The organism is Akkermansia muciniphila, from assembly GCF_030848305.1.
Lineage (GTDB): Bacteria > Verrucomicrobiota > Verrucomicrobiia > Verrucomicrobiales > Akkermansiaceae > Akkermansia > Akkermansia muciniphila_A.
The window spans coordinates 2,264,448-2,280,322 of sequence record NZ_CP114598.1 but is presented as its reverse complement, the minus strand read 5'-3'; the positions used below and the strand labels follow the sequence as shown (position 1 = coordinate 2,280,322).

14 protein-coding genes are annotated in these 15,875 nt (G+C 55.8%); 6 read left to right on the top strand and 8 right to left on the bottom strand.

The window, feature by feature from the left end:
- Positions 1–48 precede the first annotated feature (48 nt).
- A complete protein-coding gene (gene polA, locus O4G22_RS09970; RefSeq protein WP_094137035.1) occupies positions 49–2,886 on the bottom strand; it encodes a DNA polymerase I in 2,838 nt (945 codons plus the stop codon).
- A 239-nt stretch (positions 2,887–3,125) separates the two neighbouring features.
- Here polA and O4G22_RS09965 point away from each other — a divergent pair, with 239 nt between their 5' ends.
- Together O4G22_RS09965 and O4G22_RS09960 are read left to right on the top strand one after the other, a co-directional pair.
- Positions 3,126–3,668 (top strand): phosphoribosyltransferase, encoded by a 543-nt coding sequence (locus O4G22_RS09965; protein WP_094137036.1) that lies wholly within the window; start codon positions 3,126–3,128, stop codon positions 3,666–3,668.
- A 93-nt stretch (positions 3,669–3,761) separates the two neighbouring features.
- Positions 3,762–4,193: a hypothetical protein gene (locus O4G22_RS09960; protein WP_297404214.1), complete on the top strand. Its 432-nt coding sequence runs from the start codon at positions 3,762–3,764 to the stop codon at positions 4,191–4,193.
- A gap of 36 nt (positions 4,194–4,229) precedes the next feature.
- Here O4G22_RS09960 and O4G22_RS09955 read toward each other — a convergent pair whose 3' ends face one another.
- Positions 4,230–4,418 carry a hypothetical protein gene (locus tag O4G22_RS09955; protein ID WP_143247146.1) on the bottom strand — a complete coding sequence of 63 codons (189 nt, stop codon included), beginning with the start codon at positions 4,416–4,418 and terminating at the stop codon, positions 4,230–4,232.
- 298 nt (positions 4,419–4,716) lie between these two features.
- Between O4G22_RS09955 and O4G22_RS09950 the strand changes: the two genes are divergently transcribed.
- Positions 4,717–5,673, top strand: a complete 957-nt coding sequence (locus O4G22_RS09950; protein WP_094137039.1) for an acyltransferase family protein — start codon at positions 4,717–4,719, stop codon at positions 5,671–5,673.
- A 55-nt stretch (positions 5,674–5,728) separates the two neighbouring features.
- Here the strand turns inward: O4G22_RS09950 and O4G22_RS09945 are convergent, their stop codons facing one another.
- From O4G22_RS09945 to O4G22_RS09935, 3 genes are all read right to left on the bottom strand, one after another.
- The gene (locus O4G22_RS09945; RefSeq protein WP_094137040.1) at positions 5,729–7,729 is read right to left on the bottom strand and encodes a family 20 glycosylhydrolase; all 2,001 of its coding nucleotides are present in this window, start codon (positions 7,727–7,729) and stop codon (positions 5,729–5,731) included.
- A gap of 409 nt (positions 7,730–8,138) precedes the next feature.
- Positions 8,139–8,582: a DciA family protein gene (locus O4G22_RS09940; protein WP_143245695.1), complete on the bottom strand. Its 444-nt coding sequence runs from the start codon at positions 8,580–8,582 to the stop codon at positions 8,139–8,141.
- Between the two features lie 72 nt (positions 8,583–8,654).
- Complete coding sequence (locus O4G22_RS09935; RefSeq protein WP_094137042.1) at positions 8,655–8,888, bottom strand: ferredoxin; 234 nt, start codon at positions 8,886–8,888, stop codon at positions 8,655–8,657.
- A gap of 134 nt (positions 8,889–9,022) precedes the next feature.
- Here O4G22_RS09935 and lnt point away from each other — a divergent pair, with 134 nt between their 5' ends.
- Positions 9,023–10,915 carry an apolipoprotein N-acyltransferase gene (gene lnt, locus O4G22_RS09930; protein WP_306701679.1) on the top strand — a complete coding sequence of 631 codons (1,893 nt, stop codon included), beginning with the start codon at positions 9,023–9,025 and terminating at the stop codon, positions 10,913–10,915.
- Here lnt and O4G22_RS09925 read toward each other — a convergent pair.
- Both O4G22_RS09925 and O4G22_RS09920 read right to left on the bottom strand, forming a co-directional pair.
- Complete coding sequence (locus tag O4G22_RS09925) at positions 10,882–11,631, bottom strand: phosphodiester glycosidase family protein (RefSeq protein WP_295978439.1); 750 nt, start codon at positions 11,629–11,631, stop codon at positions 10,882–10,884. The genes lnt and O4G22_RS09925 overlap by 34 nt on opposite strands.
- 2 nt (positions 11,632–11,633) lie before the next feature.
- Positions 11,634–12,545 (bottom strand): sugar phosphate nucleotidyltransferase, encoded by a 912-nt coding sequence (locus O4G22_RS09920; protein ID WP_306701678.1) that lies wholly within the window; start codon positions 12,543–12,545, stop codon positions 11,634–11,636.
- 155 nt (positions 12,546–12,700) lie between these two features.
- Between O4G22_RS09920 and O4G22_RS09915 the strand changes: the two genes are divergently transcribed.
- Positions 12,701–14,017 (top strand): bifunctional UDP-3-O-[3-hydroxymyristoyl] N-acetylglucosamine deacetylase/3-hydroxyacyl-ACP dehydratase, encoded by a 1,317-nt coding sequence (locus O4G22_RS09915; RefSeq protein WP_094137046.1) that lies wholly within the window; start codon positions 12,701–12,703, stop codon positions 14,015–14,017.
- 182 nt (positions 14,018–14,199) lie between these two features.
- Here the strand turns inward: O4G22_RS09915 and O4G22_RS09910 are convergent, their stop codons facing one another.
- On the bottom strand, positions 14,200–15,162 hold the full coding sequence (locus tag O4G22_RS09910; protein ID WP_306701677.1) for a PfkB family carbohydrate kinase: 963 nt from the start codon (positions 15,160–15,162) through the stop codon (positions 14,200–14,202).
- 318 nt (positions 15,163–15,480) lie between these two features.
- Here O4G22_RS09910 and crcB point away from each other — a divergent pair, with 318 nt between their 5' ends.
- Positions 15,481–15,849, top strand: a complete 369-nt coding sequence (gene crcB / locus O4G22_RS09905; RefSeq protein ID WP_295978436.1) for a fluoride efflux transporter CrcB — start codon at positions 15,481–15,483, stop codon at positions 15,847–15,849.
- The last annotated feature ends 26 nt before the right edge of the window (positions 15,850–15,875 follow it).

Genomic DNA, 15,875 nt, shown 5'->3' with positions numbered 1-15,875 from the left:
CGGGAATCCCGGTATGCGGGAGCATGGGAGCTTGCTGAAAGAATGTTTTTAATGAGCTTCCAGCCAGTTGCCGCCCGTCCTGGCTTCCACCAGAATGGGAACGCCGTTGGGCAGGGGCAGCGCGCTGATCATGGCTTCCTCTATCTTGGGAATAAGATCCAATTCATCCCTGTGCAGGTCCACCAGCAATTCATCATGAATTTGGAGGATAAGCCGGGATCTGGTGCCTTTCAGCAATTTGTCCACATGGATCATGGCTATTTTAATCATATCCGCCGCCGTGCCCTGGATGGGGGTGTTGATGGCAGTGCGTTCCGCGGCGGACTTAATGGTCTTGTTGGCGGAGTTGATTTCCGGAATCATTCTCCGGCGCCCCAGCAGCGTTTCCGCGTAACCGGCTTGTTCCGCTTTGTGAACCAGGTCTTCCATGAAGGATTTAACTACGGGGAACTGGGTGAAATAGTTTTCAATCAGAGTGGCGGCTTCTCCGCGGGGGCAGCCCAGCCTCTGGGAAAGACCGAAGGCGGAAATGCCGTAAATAATGCCGAAGTTCACCGTTTTGGCCGCGCGGCGCATAACGGCGTCCACCTGGTCGCGGGGAATGCCGTACACACGGGCGGCCGTTTCCGTATGGATGTCCCGCCCTTCCTTGAATGCTCCGCACATGGCGGGGTCTCCGGAAAGCGCCGCCATGATGCGCAGTTCAATCTGGGAATAATCTGCGGACAGCATGGTGTATTCCTCTGAGGCGGGGACAAAAGCGGTGCGGATCAGGCGCCCCTGTTCCGTCCTTACCGGAATATTCTGAAGATTGGGATCCTGGGAGGCGAGCCTCCCGGTAGCGGTCAGCATCTGGTGGAATTGGGTATGGATGCGTCCGTCACGCGGGCAGATATATTTGGGCAGCGCATCCAGATACGTGCTCTTCAGCTTCATATTCTCCCGGTAGGCCAGGATATCCGCTACAATGGGATGCTGGGGAGCCAGAGCGGAAAGGGTGTCTTCATCCGTCACGAACTGGCCCGTCTTCGTCTTCTTGGGCTTCTTCACCAGCTCCAGTTCTCCGAACAGGAAATCTCCGAGCTGCTTGGGGGAATTCAGGTTCAGGGGATGGCCTGCGGCTTCTTCAATTCTTTCCCGCAGGCCGTCAATGATGGCTCCTACCTTGACGGAAGCCTTTTCCAGGGATTCCGGAAGCACGCGGATGCCGGTGAACTCCATGTCCGCCAGCACGGGAAGCAAGGGCAGTTCCACAGTGCGGAACAGTTTCTCCATGCCGCTTTCCTTGACCTGTCTTTTCAGGATGGAGGAAAGCTGGAGGGTGATATCCGCATCCTCCGCCGAATATTTGCCCATGACCTCCACGGGAATGCCGCTGGTGTCCAGTTCGCGCTTCCTGGCTCCCGGCGCGGCAATGTCCTTCAGTTTAATCGTGGAATATTGCAGCAGATTTTCCGCCAGAATGTCCATTCCGTGCTTCATGCCCGGAGCGATCAGGGCATGAGCCAGCAACGTGTCGAAAAAGGGGCCTTTGACGTGAATGCCGTTGGCTCTCAAAACCTCCAGGTCAAATTTCAGGTGATGCCCTATCTTCTCTGCGGGGCCTTCCAGAAGCGGTTTAACCGCTTCCAGATCCTCCGGGCCGGAGACAGGCATGTACCATGCCTTGTGCGGTTCCGCACAGAAGGCGACGCCCAGCAGATTGTCCGTAAGGGGATTCAGGCCCGTCGTTTCCGTGTCGAAGCACCAGGAATCATGCTTTTCCAGCTCGGCAACCATGGCGGAACGGGCTTCCGCCGTGTCCGCAATAATATACTCGTGCCTGAAATCATCTACTGTTTTCAAATGGCGTTCCTCAAACAAGTCCATTTGGCCGGAACTGCTCTGCCGTGCTCCCGAAACGGGGGCGGAGAGCGCCTCCAACGGAGGCTGTTCCGTCTGCGGGGCGGGAGCAAACAAATCGTCCGCAGGGAGGGGGGATTTTCTGGCCTCCGGCGCTTTTTTCCCGAACAGCTTGGCCTGCATGGAGCGAAACTCCAATTCCTGGAGAAGGGACAGCAGTTCCTCCGGGCTGGGCTCTTTTTTAACCAGGCCAGGCAGGGTCACCGTCAGGGGAACGTTCCGGTCAATGGTGGCCAGTTGTTTGGAAAGAGTTGCCATGGCTCCGTTTTCCTCCACAATCTGCCTGCGCTTCCCTTTCAGCTTATCCGTATTAGACAGCAGGTTTTCCACGGAGCCGAACTCTCCGATCAACAGTTTGGCCGTCTTTTCCCCCACGCCGGGAAGACCCGGAATATTGTCGGAGCTGTCCCCCATCAGGGCCAGAATATCAACTACCTGGTCCGCACGTTCAATGCCCCATTGCTCCTTGAGTTTTTCCAGGTCAATCACTTCGTGGTCATTGCCCCTTTTGCCGGGTTTCCACAGAAAGCAGGTGGAGGAAATAAGCTGGCCCAGATCCTTGTCCTGGGAAACCATGTAGGTCTGGAACCCCTCCGTACCGTCCGCAATGCGCGCCAGCGTGCCTATCGTATCGTCCGCCTCATAACCCTCATAACGCAGAATGGGAATATTCATGGCCTCCAGCAATCTGAAAATCAGGGGCATTTGAAAGCTCAACTCTTCCGGCATGGATTCCCGGTTGGCTTTATAGGCAGGGTAAAGCTTATGGCGCGCCGTAGGAACGGAAGTGTCGAAACAGGCCGCGATATGCGTGGGGAGTTCATGTTCCAGAATGCCCAGCAGCGTATTGGCGAAGCCGTACACGGCGGAAGTATTGACTCCCTTGGAATTGCGGATGGGATTGGAGAAAAAGGCGAAGTGGGCTCTGTAAGCCAGGGCCATTCCATCCAGAATAAAAAGGCGCTTGGAAGGGGAATCAGTCATCTCTGCCTTACTTTACCATGCGGTCCGGCGGGAAGCCACCGTTAAATGCGCCTCCGCATTCTCTGCCGGCCGGGGCAAGGAAAACATCTCTTGAGAGCGCTTGTTGATGCCTCCTGCCTGTGGAGATTTATTCTGTTTTTGAAAAAATCACTGAATCCGGGCCGGAAATTTTCCATTTCCGTTCGTTCTTCTTCAAGGATTGATTTTCCTTACAGGAAACATTATCATACCTCATTTCCATGACTTACACCATCACCCCTTTGATTGCAGAGGATGCCATCTGCGCGCGCGTCAGGGAACTGGCCGCATCCATTGACAGGGCCATGGCAGGGAAACCCTATATTTTATTGCTGCTGCTGAACGGAGCTCTTCCTTTCGCTGCGATGTTGGAGAAGCATTTGAAATCCCGGCCCGTGGTGAAAGCCGTCAAAATTTCCAGTTATGCCGGGATGAAAAATTCCGGCTCCGTGGCGTGGGAGGGAGATTGCGGTGATTTCCAGCCCGATGTGCCCGTTCTGGTGGTAGATGACGTTCTGGATACGGGCGCCACGCTGGATGAAGTTTGCAGGGAATTAAAAAGAAGAGGGGTGAAGGAAGTCCGCACCGCCGTGGCTGTGGACAAGCGTTGTTGTCGGAAAGTACCTTTTGAGGCTGATTACGTGGCCTTTACGCAGGGAAACGACTTCCTGGTGGGTTTTGGAATGGATCTGGACGGGCATCATCGGGAACTCCCGTACATTGGGAAAGTGGTCATGGCTGACACAGTTGAGAATTCAGGTTGAACAACCTGTTGGAAAAAGTGTCCAAAGTAATTGGGGCCGCATAATTATCCGCCGCCCTGCTTAACAAGGGAAACCGGAAAGGAGAACCAGGACATGAAAATCAACAGGGTAAAACAACAGGAAAGCGTGGCCGTTTTCGGTCGTGAAACATCTCTCATACGGGATGTTCTGGACAATCTGGAACTGGAACATGCGCTGACGTGGCTATTGGAGGCCATCAGCCAACACCGGTCCGGAAAAATGGGCGGGGAATCATGGCATCTGTACCAGACCACGCTGTTCGCCATGTATGTGGACTATGGCAACGGTAAGGTGCGTCTGTCCGCCGCGCTGGCATGCCACGATGCGGATATGGAAATGTCCTTGAAAGATTTTGTGGAGATATTGAGCCGTGAAGCCGCCAAGGAGGCGGATCCTCTTCATTATACCCCCGGGAGTTCCGGCAAATGCATTCACCGATACCGCAATCCGTATTTGAAACGCAGGCGGCGGGACCGGGAACCGGATATCGGTTTTTATTCCTGAACCGTGTATCCTTTCCTTTCCGAAAGGCTGGATTCTCTATGGAATCCAGCCTTTTTCGCTATTTCTGAAAGAGGCTTCCCATAGATAGACATGGGAAAAAATACGGTTTTTACGCTGACGGGAACGGCGGTAAACATGCGGCAGATGATATTTCCCGGAAATGACGGGTATTCGGGCGGCAGTTAAGAAATGCGATCCGTTCGGATAAATGGAAGATAAAGCCATGAATGTATGGGATAAATTGTATGAAGAAGGTCAACAGGACGGGACGTATTTCCCCATTTATCAACGCAGGAGCGTATTTGATACAGCCTCTCCGCTCGGAATGTGTGCAGAAAGAAATGCTGTTTGGCCTGTAAGCAATAAATGCAAATATGGGAAAAATGCTTAATTTAATTCATTCTCAAGTATTTTCTCTAAGTGAGGCTTGCGAAGGTTAATAAGCTGTTTTTCGGAAATATTCCGTCTACAAAACCAATAAAAATAGTGCTTTTTCAGAACAATCATCCAGAATGAGGCAGTCATGACCGTCTCCCCCACGTCCGGTAAAGAAATTCACCCCCGTTTGCCCTGGGTGGAGATTGCTCGGTTGCTGGCGACGCTTGTGGTCATCATGCAGCACGTTCCTTCCGTGGCGTTTCCTCCCAACCAATGGCTGATTGGTCCTGCGCTGGCGACGTTTTTCCTGCTGGCGGGTTATTTTTCCGCCTCCGGCCTTGGGGATCAGGGCTCCGGAACGTGGACGGCACGCCGCCTGATGGTTTTGCTGCGGCCCTATCTTTTCTGGTGCGCGGCCTATTGGCTGGCGGTCGGCATGCCTCTTGACCCCAATGCGCTCATTTCCGTGTTTGGGCTGGGAGCATGTCCCATGCTGACCCCGATGTGGTTTCTGAGAGACTTGATGATTTTTACCCTGGCTGCTTTTTTGTTCTCCCGTTTCCGTCCAGCTCTTTACGCCCTTGGCCTGTTCTGCCTGTTTCTGCACCGGTGGGATGACTCTCTGGCGTGGCCCAGCCCGTACATGTTCGGGGATTTTACGCTCGGCGTTATGCTGGCGTCCGCCGCCCCAGGCTGTCTGAACCGCTGGGGCAACATGCCCCTTGCCGTGCACACTTCCATTCTTTTAGCTTCTGCGGCCCTTGTATGGGCAAGCTGTGCAGACTCTTTCCTGATTCCGGACGGCTCTTATTCCGGATTGCTTGTTCTGGCCTTTCTCAGCTTCGGGATTATTGTGAAAGCCGTCAGCCCCGGCTGGTCGGAAAGGCTGTCCCTGTGGGCGTCCGGCAGCTTCTTCGTGTATTGTTCCCACATTTTCGTGCTGATCGTCCTGATAGGCGTAGAGAACTGTTTTCCCTCCCCATGGCCTGCCTGGTTGTGGTGGTGCCTGGTGCCTGCGGTTTATATGATGGCGCGGAGCGTTTACGTGTTTCTCAAGCGATATTTTCCCCGCTCTCTCGTCCTGATGACCGGGGGAAAATGACCTCTGGAATGATGGGACGGAACATGAAAAGGTCCGCGGGGAGAGAGTTCCATATTTACTTTGATGGCACCAGAGAGACGTCATCCTGTTTCTCTCTCCCGGGTTTGGCATAGCAGCTTGGGTCGGCAATCCAGCGGTCTCCGGCTTTTTTCACCGGAATGAAGCTGACTCCCCATGACTGGAATTCTCCCGTATACGGCTGTTCAATCAGGATTTTGTTTTCTCCGGCCTTTACCTGAAAGGAAACGGGAGGACGCGCCCACCAGAATTCTTCATTGTCAAAGGGTATTTCATTGGCAGGGGAATTCCAGGTGTGCTTTTCATAACGCCTCTGTCCCGCCAGCCTGCAGGTCTGGGGATTGTTCACTTCTTTTCCGTTCACCCATATTCTGGTTTCGCATTGGGACCATTCCCCGGCGGACGGAACCCCGGAACAGCGTCGCGTGGAACGGGCCGGCGCGTCAAATCCTGTCATGGCGTACATGGTCCCGGGCCTGGCCGCATAAAAAGTCGTTTCCGCCCAGGCTGTATTTCCCGGCTTGGTCTTGGAAAATAGGCCTTCCGCCCCTGCACGGGTACGGAAATACAAGTTGCCTCCCCGGGCTCGGATGGGGTTCAGCCCTGCGGGAGATTTCCCTGCCAGCAGGCCGTTCCTTACTTCTTCCTGCCTGTCCTTCGGAACGGGACCGAATACGGTCCATTCCACAAAAGAATCCCGCCAATAGGGGAAGGGCCTGTTTCCGGCCAGGGCTTCCATACGCTTCTCGAACAGGGAAAAGGCCTGATAGGCCTCCGTATCTTTTTCAGGCAGTTTTCCGGCAAAGCGGGAACCATCCGCCGGCAACCCCTTCCAGCTGCGTTCCGCCATGGCGAACATGGCCGGCCACTGAGGGCTCTGAATGGGAATATTCTTTTTGTCCCCCACCCGGGTATCCGGCCACAGGCACTGAATGACTCCCAAAGAATGTTCGTCGCTCTTCACCGTTCCGCAGGGTTGGCGGAAGAAATTCCTGCGCACCAGAATGCCGGGGTCAAAGGAATTGACGTACCCTGCTGTGGAATCGAAATAGGGATTCTTCTGCCTGGCTGGATCCGGCAGACCTACGGAATTTTCGTCATTCCACAGCTGGGCATAACTGTCTCCGGACACAGGCAGGTCATTGTTGCCCGCCCATTGGATGGGCTGGCGTCCCAGGGATTTGACCTTGGCCGCCATCCGGTCCGCAAACTGCTTCCCGTTGGGGATGTGGATTTCATCAGCTCCAATGTGCAGGTAAGGAGACATTTCCACAGGAATTTCCCTGCAAAATTCTTCCAGCAGTTCTTCCAGAATCTTCATGCCCCTGGGGTCGTGCATCGGAAAGCCGAAGCAGTTTCTGAAATAAGTGCTGTGTCCAGGCATATCAATTTCCGGGATGATCTGGACGTGACGCGCCCTGGCATAGCGGAACAGGTCCCGGATCTGCTCGTAGGTGTAGGTGTCATTGACATCCCGGTTCTTGATCCGCTTGGAGGGATCATTCAAGACAGGATATTTTTTGCTCTGGATGCGCCATGCGGGATAGTCCGTCAGGTGCCAGTGGAAAGCATTCAGTTTCAGCCGCGCCATTTCGTCAATATCCGACTTGAGCGTTTCAATAGGCCGGAAATTGCGGCCTACGTCGTGCATGAAGCCGCGAATGGCGAATGCCGGGCTGTCCTTGATGTCGCAGCACGGGTAATTTCCCTTGGCTCCCAGCTGATCCAGCGTCCTGCGGGCATAGAAAACGCCCGAATCCGTAGCTGCCTTGATCAGGATCCCTCCGGGGCGAATCTGGAGTTCATAGCCTTCTTTTCCCAGCGATTGGGCCAGGGCAGGGTCCTTGTTAACGGAAACGGGTGCTTTTTTGGGGCATGTCCCTCTTTTCCAGTCCACCTGGGACGGAAAGGGAATGAGAGGAACCGGCGCGTCTTTTTCCTGCTGGAGGGAGTGGGGGGAAGTCCAATCTCCGTAGGAAGAAGGAAAACAAAGAGTCAGGCTTGACGTCAGCAGAAGGGCAGGGAGAGTAAATCGCATGTGATAACTATTACACTTAAATAAAAAACTCTCTTTCGTCAAATTTTTAATGTCGCGGCACACTGTTTTTCTATCTCCTCACCTTTTTCTTTCTTCTGGAGATCCAGACTTCCGCTCCGGTTGGAAAATAGAAATCAAGCCGTCACGAAGGGAATTCCGCTTTATCTGGAATAGTAATTACAGAATTTCCAAGCCTCTAAAAAACGCTATCGCAAAAAAACTGACAATTTTTCTTTTTCCTCCTTTTCATATGGGGGAAAATTATGGGGAAGGATAGAAAATTTACGATCCTAAGAAAAAGGAAAATCCATTTGACGGCGGATCAGAAATTCTGAAAGGTTTTCCGCATCCGTTATAATGCATGAAATGAGGATCAGGCATTTTGAAGAAATGCCGTGCGGCGGCAAAATTATCCTATCCGTATGCGGATGGAATGGACGGCATCCTTGCCGAACTGGTCCTTCAGTTTTCCCAGCAGGGCTCCCTGCCACTGCTGAAGATGGTAGCGCATGGCCGGTTGAAGCACCTGGATGGTGGCTACTCCCTTGACAATGGAAAGAAGGTTGGATTGCTGGCCCAGGAATGGCCCCGCAGCTTTCAGCCATCCTTCCCGGAGCAATTCGGGGTCCATGCCGTCGCCGTCCAGGGGAAGCCTGGACAGGATATCCCCCAGCAGGGACTCCGCCGTATGGAGGTTGCGTGTTTCACTGGCGGCGGGGGATATCTGGAACCAGTCCGCCAACGCCTGCCTCACCTCCTGCTCATCACGGGAAAGATAATCATACCGGACTGGGGAGGCGTAGGGATCCGGACGGTCCCTGTCCGGCGTGTAGGGAGACCAGGGGGAGGACATGGATGGAAAATAAAAGCCCGGAGCGTTGAATGCCAACAGCCCCGGGCGGTTAAAATAATATATGGAGAAATATTATTCGCCGTCGTCGCCAATCGCTTCCACGGGGCAGCCTTCCATGGCTTCCTCGCATGCGCTCAGCTCTTCGTCGTTTTCCGGCTGCTTCTTGACATAGGATACTCCTTCGTCGTCATCCCGTCCAAAGTTTTCCGGAGCGGTTTCGCGGCAAAGGTCGCAGTCAATGCAGGAACTGTCCACGTAAAACTTGCCGGGGACGTTTAGAGGTGTTTTTTCGTCGATATCTGCCATTGTGTATGATGGGTTGTATGAACTGAACCCACTATTTCCGCATTTGAATAAATTTTGCAATCTTTTTTGTTGCAGGAATGAGTCAGCATGGGGGACAATGGCGGCATTCCCGTTCCCGGAATAAAAGGCTTTTCATGATGAATACCCCACCTGCTTCCCTCCCTCGTCTCCTGCCCGTGTGGGCAGGGCTGCTGCTGGCCGCTTTTTCCGGAATTCTGATGGCCTGCGCCTTTATTCCGGTGGACTGGAGCGGGTGCGTATGGATAGGATTCCTGCCTTTGCTGACAGCCCTGTGGCACGGCCGCAGACGGGAGGGGAAAAGGGGAATTCTGGCGTACGCCCTGTATGGCTGGGTTTTTGGCGTGGTATTTTACGGCATCTCCTTCTGGTGGGTCAATGAGGTCAGCACGCTGGGCTATATTCCCCTGATGATTTTTTACGGAGGCCTGTTTCCCTGCTTATGGGCTCTGGTCATGGGAGTGTTCTTCCGGCCGGCCGGCCGGCCGCTGCCTGATGCGAAGCTGGCGGCAAAGGAACGCCGGGCCGCCTGGAAAGCCTGGGCCATGGGCGACATATTGCCCAGCGCTTCCGCCGCTCTGGCGGGCGCCGCTTTATGGGTATGCCTGGAATGGGGGCGGGGCTGGCTGATACCGGGTTTCGGCTGGAACAATCTGGGCGTGGCCCTGTACGGAAATCCGCTGGCCCAATGGGCGGAATACCTTGGCGTGACGGCGCTGGCCTTTATTCCGGCCGTCTTTTCCGTCTGGCTCTGGCGTGTTTGCCGCCGTGCCGGAACCATGATTGTCCATGAAGGCAGGCGGACCGTTCCCTGGGACTTTTTCATCCTGGTGGCGGTCCTTTTAACCATGTTTGTCGTCGGCGTGTTCTGGACGGCTCGTTACTCCTCCCAGTCTGCCGCGGTTACGGGAAACGGCAGGCTTACCGTTCCCGTCATGGCCGTGCAGCTGAATCTGAGCCAGAAGGAAAAATGGGATCCGGCCAATCGGGAAAGCATTTACCAGGCTTTGCTGGACATGACGGAACAGGGAATGCTGGATCTTCAAAACCGCGCTCTGGAACAGGCGGTCAAAGACGGAGCGGAAGCCTCCCTGGATATGCCGGCCTGGGTCATCTGGCCGGAAAGTTCCTTCCCCATTTCCACGTTTTACCGTGATTCCACTGGGGAACGCTTCCCCAATCAGGACAATGTCAACTTTCTGAGCGCGGAAGAGGATTACGTCCAGGCCCTTCGGAGCGGGATATGCAATTTTATCCTGCTGACGGGCACGGATGATATTTACCTGTCTGATGAAGGGCGTGTGGCGCGGGCTTACAACTGCCTTACCGTCTTTGAAGGGGATTATTCCACAGCCCGTCCGCACGCCAAGGCCATGCTGGTTCCCTTCGGAGAATACATCCCTATGCGGGAAACATTCCCGTTTCTGGAAAAAGCCTTTGAGGCTTCCGCCGGAACTGCCATGGGCCTGAACTATACGCCCGGGTGTTCCTTCAATCCCGTTCCCGTGCCTATCCGTCCCGGAAGCTCCTCTACGGTGGGCGTTATTCCGCTGGTCTGCTTTGAGGATGTGGTGGGAAGCTGGGTGCGCCGCTTCGTCCGGCAGGAACCCCAGTTGATGGTGAACGTGACCAATGACGGGTGGTTCAACCGTTCCTGCGCCAATGAACAGCATTGGCGCAATGCGGCGTTCCGCTGTATTGAACTGCGCCGTTCCATGGTCCGTGCCGCCAATACCGGCGTAAGCGTGGCTCTGGCCCCCAATGGCGCGGTTATTGCGGATTTGAGGGATTCCTCCGGTTCGCCGTTTACCAGAGGGGTGATGACTGCCACATTGCCTGTGGGCTGTACGGAAATAACCCTGTACGCCATGCTGGGCGACTGGGCCGTTCTGGTTTGTTTCCTGGCGTTCGCGGTTCTGTTGCTGCGCAGGATAGGCGCCGGGAAACGTGTTCACGGCCCCGTGGAGGACGGCGTTTACCGGCGTTCCACGGGGGCTACGCCCAGATAATTCCTGACCTGTTTGAACGCAGGGTAGGAAATGCCTGTTTCATGGCACCAGAAGGCGGAAGACGAGCCGCCGTCCAGATTCAGGGCCGTTTCCACCCGGAAATTCCCCAATGCTCCAGGAGTCGCCAGCCAGGCTGCCAGTTCCTTCAAAGTCAGGGAAGAGGAAACGCCGATGCACCACCTTTTTCCTCCGTCCGTGGCAATGAAGGTGCGGTAAGTGGACTTCTGTGCGTTAAGCCCTTTTACGGCGGAGCCGTTCTCCACCAGAAAGGGTCCTCCCTGAATGGCTGCCTGCGTGGCCGGAAGCTTTTTCATGCGTTTCAGCACGGAACTGCGGACCAGGGTCAATCCGCTTCTGCCTCCTTCATAAACGACCCCGGAAACGGCGAAAGACCCCGTAGCCAGCGGAGAAAGCCGTTTGCCGTCCTGAATGACCAGGCCCAGGGGCGTTCCCTCCGCGTCCGCACTGAAAAATCCTCCGTTGACGCCGGCCACGCAGGGACTTTTCCTCATGGCCTTGTCCAGGGAGCCGTACCGGGGCGTTTTGACGCTTCCTTCGTCCCTCACCAGCAGACGGTGCGTATCAGAACGGAAAAAATACACGTTCAGCTTGTCCCGCATGGACAAAAAGCCGTCCTTCCTGGTGAAAACGCGGTGTTCCGCGTGAACCAGGCCGGAAAAGCACAACATCAGAGAAAGAAGGCGCAGCAAAAGCATGGTCAATGGCCGTTGGGGGAACAGTAGAAAATCCGGCGTTCCGCGCAGGTGCCTGAAGGCACGCGTACGCCCGGCCAGACAACGCAGCCTTGCAGGCGGCAGCCGTCCTCTACCGTTGCGCCGGGACCTATCACGCAATTACCGTCCGCAAAGGCGCGGGGGGACACCCGGGCCCGGGGGTGGATGCGCGGAGCGGGGGAGGGGAAATCCAGATGAGCCTGAAGGTAGGCCTCCGGCGTTCCCATGTCCATCCACAACCCGTCGTCCGCCAGAATGCCGCGCAGGCGCCCTTCCCGGATGTAATCCAGAAACAGGGGAATGATGGAAACGGCCTCCCCGGAAGGGATGCGCCCGAATACTTCCGGCTCCATGCAGTACGCGCCGGTAAATTGGCAGGATCCGGGGTCGCGGCCCAGGGCGTGCCTCATATCCGTCACCAGTCCGGAAGAAAAATCAAATCCCACGTTCTTCTTATCTCCGGAGGTGCGGAGGGCCAGCGTCACGGGAGGGCGGCGGCTCAAATGCTCCTCCAGAAGGCGGCCCAGGTCAAATGTGGCCGCCATGTCTCCGTTCACCACCAGCAGCGGTTCTTCCGGGGAAGCCAGGGACTCTATCTTTTTGACGCCGCCGCCGGAATCCAGCAGCACGGGTTCATGGCTGAAATGAACGGGGCAGCCGTTCCATGAGCGTTCAGGGAACACCTTATCCCAGGCCGCCGCCAGATGGTGGGTATTGATGATGAACTCCCGTATGCCGCAATCGTAGCATCGGCGCATGGAATGCAGAATAAGGGGTTCATGGAAAAAGGGAATCAGCGGCTTGGGCAGAATGCCGGTGAGAGGGCGCAGGCGGGTACCCAGCCCGGCGCCGAGAATAAACGCACGGGAAATGCGGAGGCCTGCCGTGATGTGCATGGAACATCACTACCGGGTGAGCGGCGTTTTTTCAAGCGCCCTTTATCCACTTCTGTCCGGGATGACACGCCGGAATACCGCCTCTTCCCCGAATTTAAAGGAAAATCCGTGATTTCGTGCTTTCCAAACGGAAGCTCATTCACTAGCATCCCCGCATGGCATGTGGAAACCAAAGAACTGTCGGCTCTCCGGCCTCCCTGGCCGGTACCTCTTTGCATACGGGGCAGCCCGTTACCCTGACCCTGAAACCGGCTCCCGCCGACTTCGGCATTAAATTCCGCCGGGTGGACATTCCGGACCAGCCTTTCATCAGCGCGGATGTGGAAAAGGTGCAGACTGTGGAACGCGCCACCAGCCTGGCTGAAGGTTCCGTCAAGGTGCATACCGTGGAACACATCCTCTCCGCCCTCACGGGCATGGGCATTGACAACGCCGTCATTGAAATGGACGCCAACGAACCTCCCATCGGGGACGGATCTTCGGCCCCCTACGTAGAACTGATCAAGCGCGCCGGCATCGTGGAACTGGATGTGCCGCGCCGCTATCTGGAAGTGCGCGAGGCCGTCACCATTGAAACCAAGGGCGGTTCCATCCTGACCATTCTCCCCTCCAAGCAATTCCGCGTTTCCGTCACCTGCGTGGGACCGGAAAACCGCATCACCCAGTACTTTGACGCGGTCATCACGCCGGAAACGTATGAAAAGGAACTGGCCCCGGCCCGCACCTTTACGTTCTACGAAGACATCAAGCCCCTGCTGGAAAAGGGCCTCATCAAGGGCGGCAGCCTGGAAAACGCCGTGGTCATCCGCGGAGAGGAGCTCATGAGCAAGGAACCCATGCGTTTCATCAATGAGTTCGCCCGCCACAAGGCCATGGACCTTATTGGAGACCTGACCCTGTGCGGCAAACCCATTCTGGGCCACGTCATCGCCATCAAGCCGGGCCACGGCCCGAACACCGAACTCACGGCCAAGCTCAAGAAGGAACACCACCGCAACCAGCAGATGGCCCCCAATCCCGTCAACGTGCCGTACGGAGACGCCGTGCTGGACATTAACGAAGTAATGAGCCTTCTGCCGCACCGCTATCCTTTCCTGATGGTGGACCGCATTATCGGTTTTGAAGGAGAAACCAAGTGCCGGGGTCTGAAGAACCTGACCATGAACGAACTCTTTTTCCAGGGCCACTTCCCGGGCCATCCGGTCATGCCGGGCGTCCTCCAGGTGGAAGCCATGGCCCAGGTGGCCTCCATCGTCATGCTGCGCCAGCCCGGCAATGCCAGCAAGCTCGGCTACTTCATGAGCGCGGACAAGGTAAAATTCCGCCGCGTCGTGGTTCCCGGCGATACGCTCATCATTGAAGCGGAACTGACCAAGATGCGCGGAAACATCGGCCAGGCGACGGCACGCTGCCTGGTGAACGGCCAGGTAGTTTCGGAAGCCGAGCTTAAATTCGGCCTTCAGGATGCTTGATTCCGCCGACAGCATCCCCTGTTTTTACGAAAACCCCGGCGTGGCATGCACAGCCGGGGTTTTTCATGTTCCGCATCCGGGCCTTTTTTACCTGAACATTCCGGACATCCCGCAAAAACGGAGACCGGAAAACGAACCATCAAGGGAGGCATTTCCTCCTTTTCAGGGGATCTGATCCCGTCTTAACAGTCACTTGCGGAAAAGAGGCGGATATCAGGCAGGCGGCACATCTCCGCGTACTCTTCAAGACGGCGGCGAAAAGTCTCTTTGGTCATGGAAAGAAGGGCGTCTGCCGAAAAGGACTCGCAGGTGAAGGAGGCCGCCACCGTTCCGTACACAATCCCCTTCTTCACTTCCTCAAACGGAGGAAGGCCGGGAGGCAGGGTGGACAAATAGCCGGCCAGAGCCCCCAGGAACGTATCCCCTGCGCCGGTGGGGTCCACCAATGTTTTCAGAGGATAGGCGGGACAACGGAACATCCGGAGATTCCCGCCGGCATCCCGGCCCAGAAGCGTGGCCCCGTATTCCCCCTGTTTCACCACTGCGTACGCGGCGCCTTTGGAAAGCAGGAATTCCCCGGCTTCCATGACGGTGGACGCCTGGGCATATTCCTTCGCCTCATCCTCATTCATCATGGTGATATGGGAACGGCTGATCACGGCATCCAGCAAATTCGGCTGGCGGCGCAGCCACTTGTCCATGGAATCGGAAAGCACCAGCGCCGCGTCCGGGCATTGTTCCATGCACTTGAGCTGCTGGGCCGGAACCATGCAGCAGCAAACCAGAACCGGATGGTTCCTCAAAGGCTCCGGAACGTGCACATCCCATTCCAGCATCACGGAATCATTGGCGCAAACGGTCCTCCGTTTGTTCATATTGTCAAAATATTCCCCGGTCCAGGAAAAAGAAGGCCCTTTCTTGCGTTCTACACCGTTCATGCACACCCCTTTGGCCTCAAGAGCCGCTTCATAATGGGCGGGGAAATCCTCCCCGATGATGCTGACGGCATCCACGCGGTCGGCAAACAAAAGGGCGGCTACGGCCGCAAAAGAGACGGAACCGCCCAGAACGCCGTCCGCCCTACCGCTGGGAGTAAGGATGGTATCAATTCCGATGGTTCCGGTAACGAGAAGGGGCAGGGACATGGAAAAAAGGAAATACGGTTTTACCCTGCAATCAAGAACAAAAAGGCTGGCGATATGGAAAAAACAGGGTATTTTATCCGCACACGTTAAAGGAAATGGGTTCTGCCGGCATACAGACCGACAGCTTCCGCAGAAAGTCTTGTTTCCGGCAAAGGGTGTCACCAGGCGGCACGAACGTTTCCAAACCAGTTTTCGGGAACGCAGCCAGTTGCTCTTTCATCAACAAGAAAGTCCCCTTTTTCGCCGCCCGTCTTTCCCGGCGGATTTTCGTCATCTGCTCCAAAACTTTACTCCCGTTCAAACATAGAAAAAGCCGCTATGATAAAAATGCTGATGATGGTGGGTCTGGGAAGCTTTGCGGGCGGCATATTGCGTTTCCTGCTGGCCCGTTTCGTCCAGGTCAATTCGGCAAGTTCGTTCCCCTGGGGTACGGCGGCAGTCAACCTGCTGGGATGTTTTATCCTGGGCGCCCTCTACGGTTTGTTCGACCGGAACCTGCCGCATACGGAAACGCGGCTCTTTCTTACCGCAGGCCTGTGCGGCGGTTTCACCACCTTTTCCACGCTGATGAATGAATCCTTCCTGCTGTTGAAGGAAGGGAACTTCTCCGCCTTCTTCCTTTACACCCTCATCAGTTTTGCCGGGGGGCTCCTGGCCATTGGCCTGGGCTATCTGGCCGCCCGATAAGAGAACAATATGGCAAACCCGGCGCG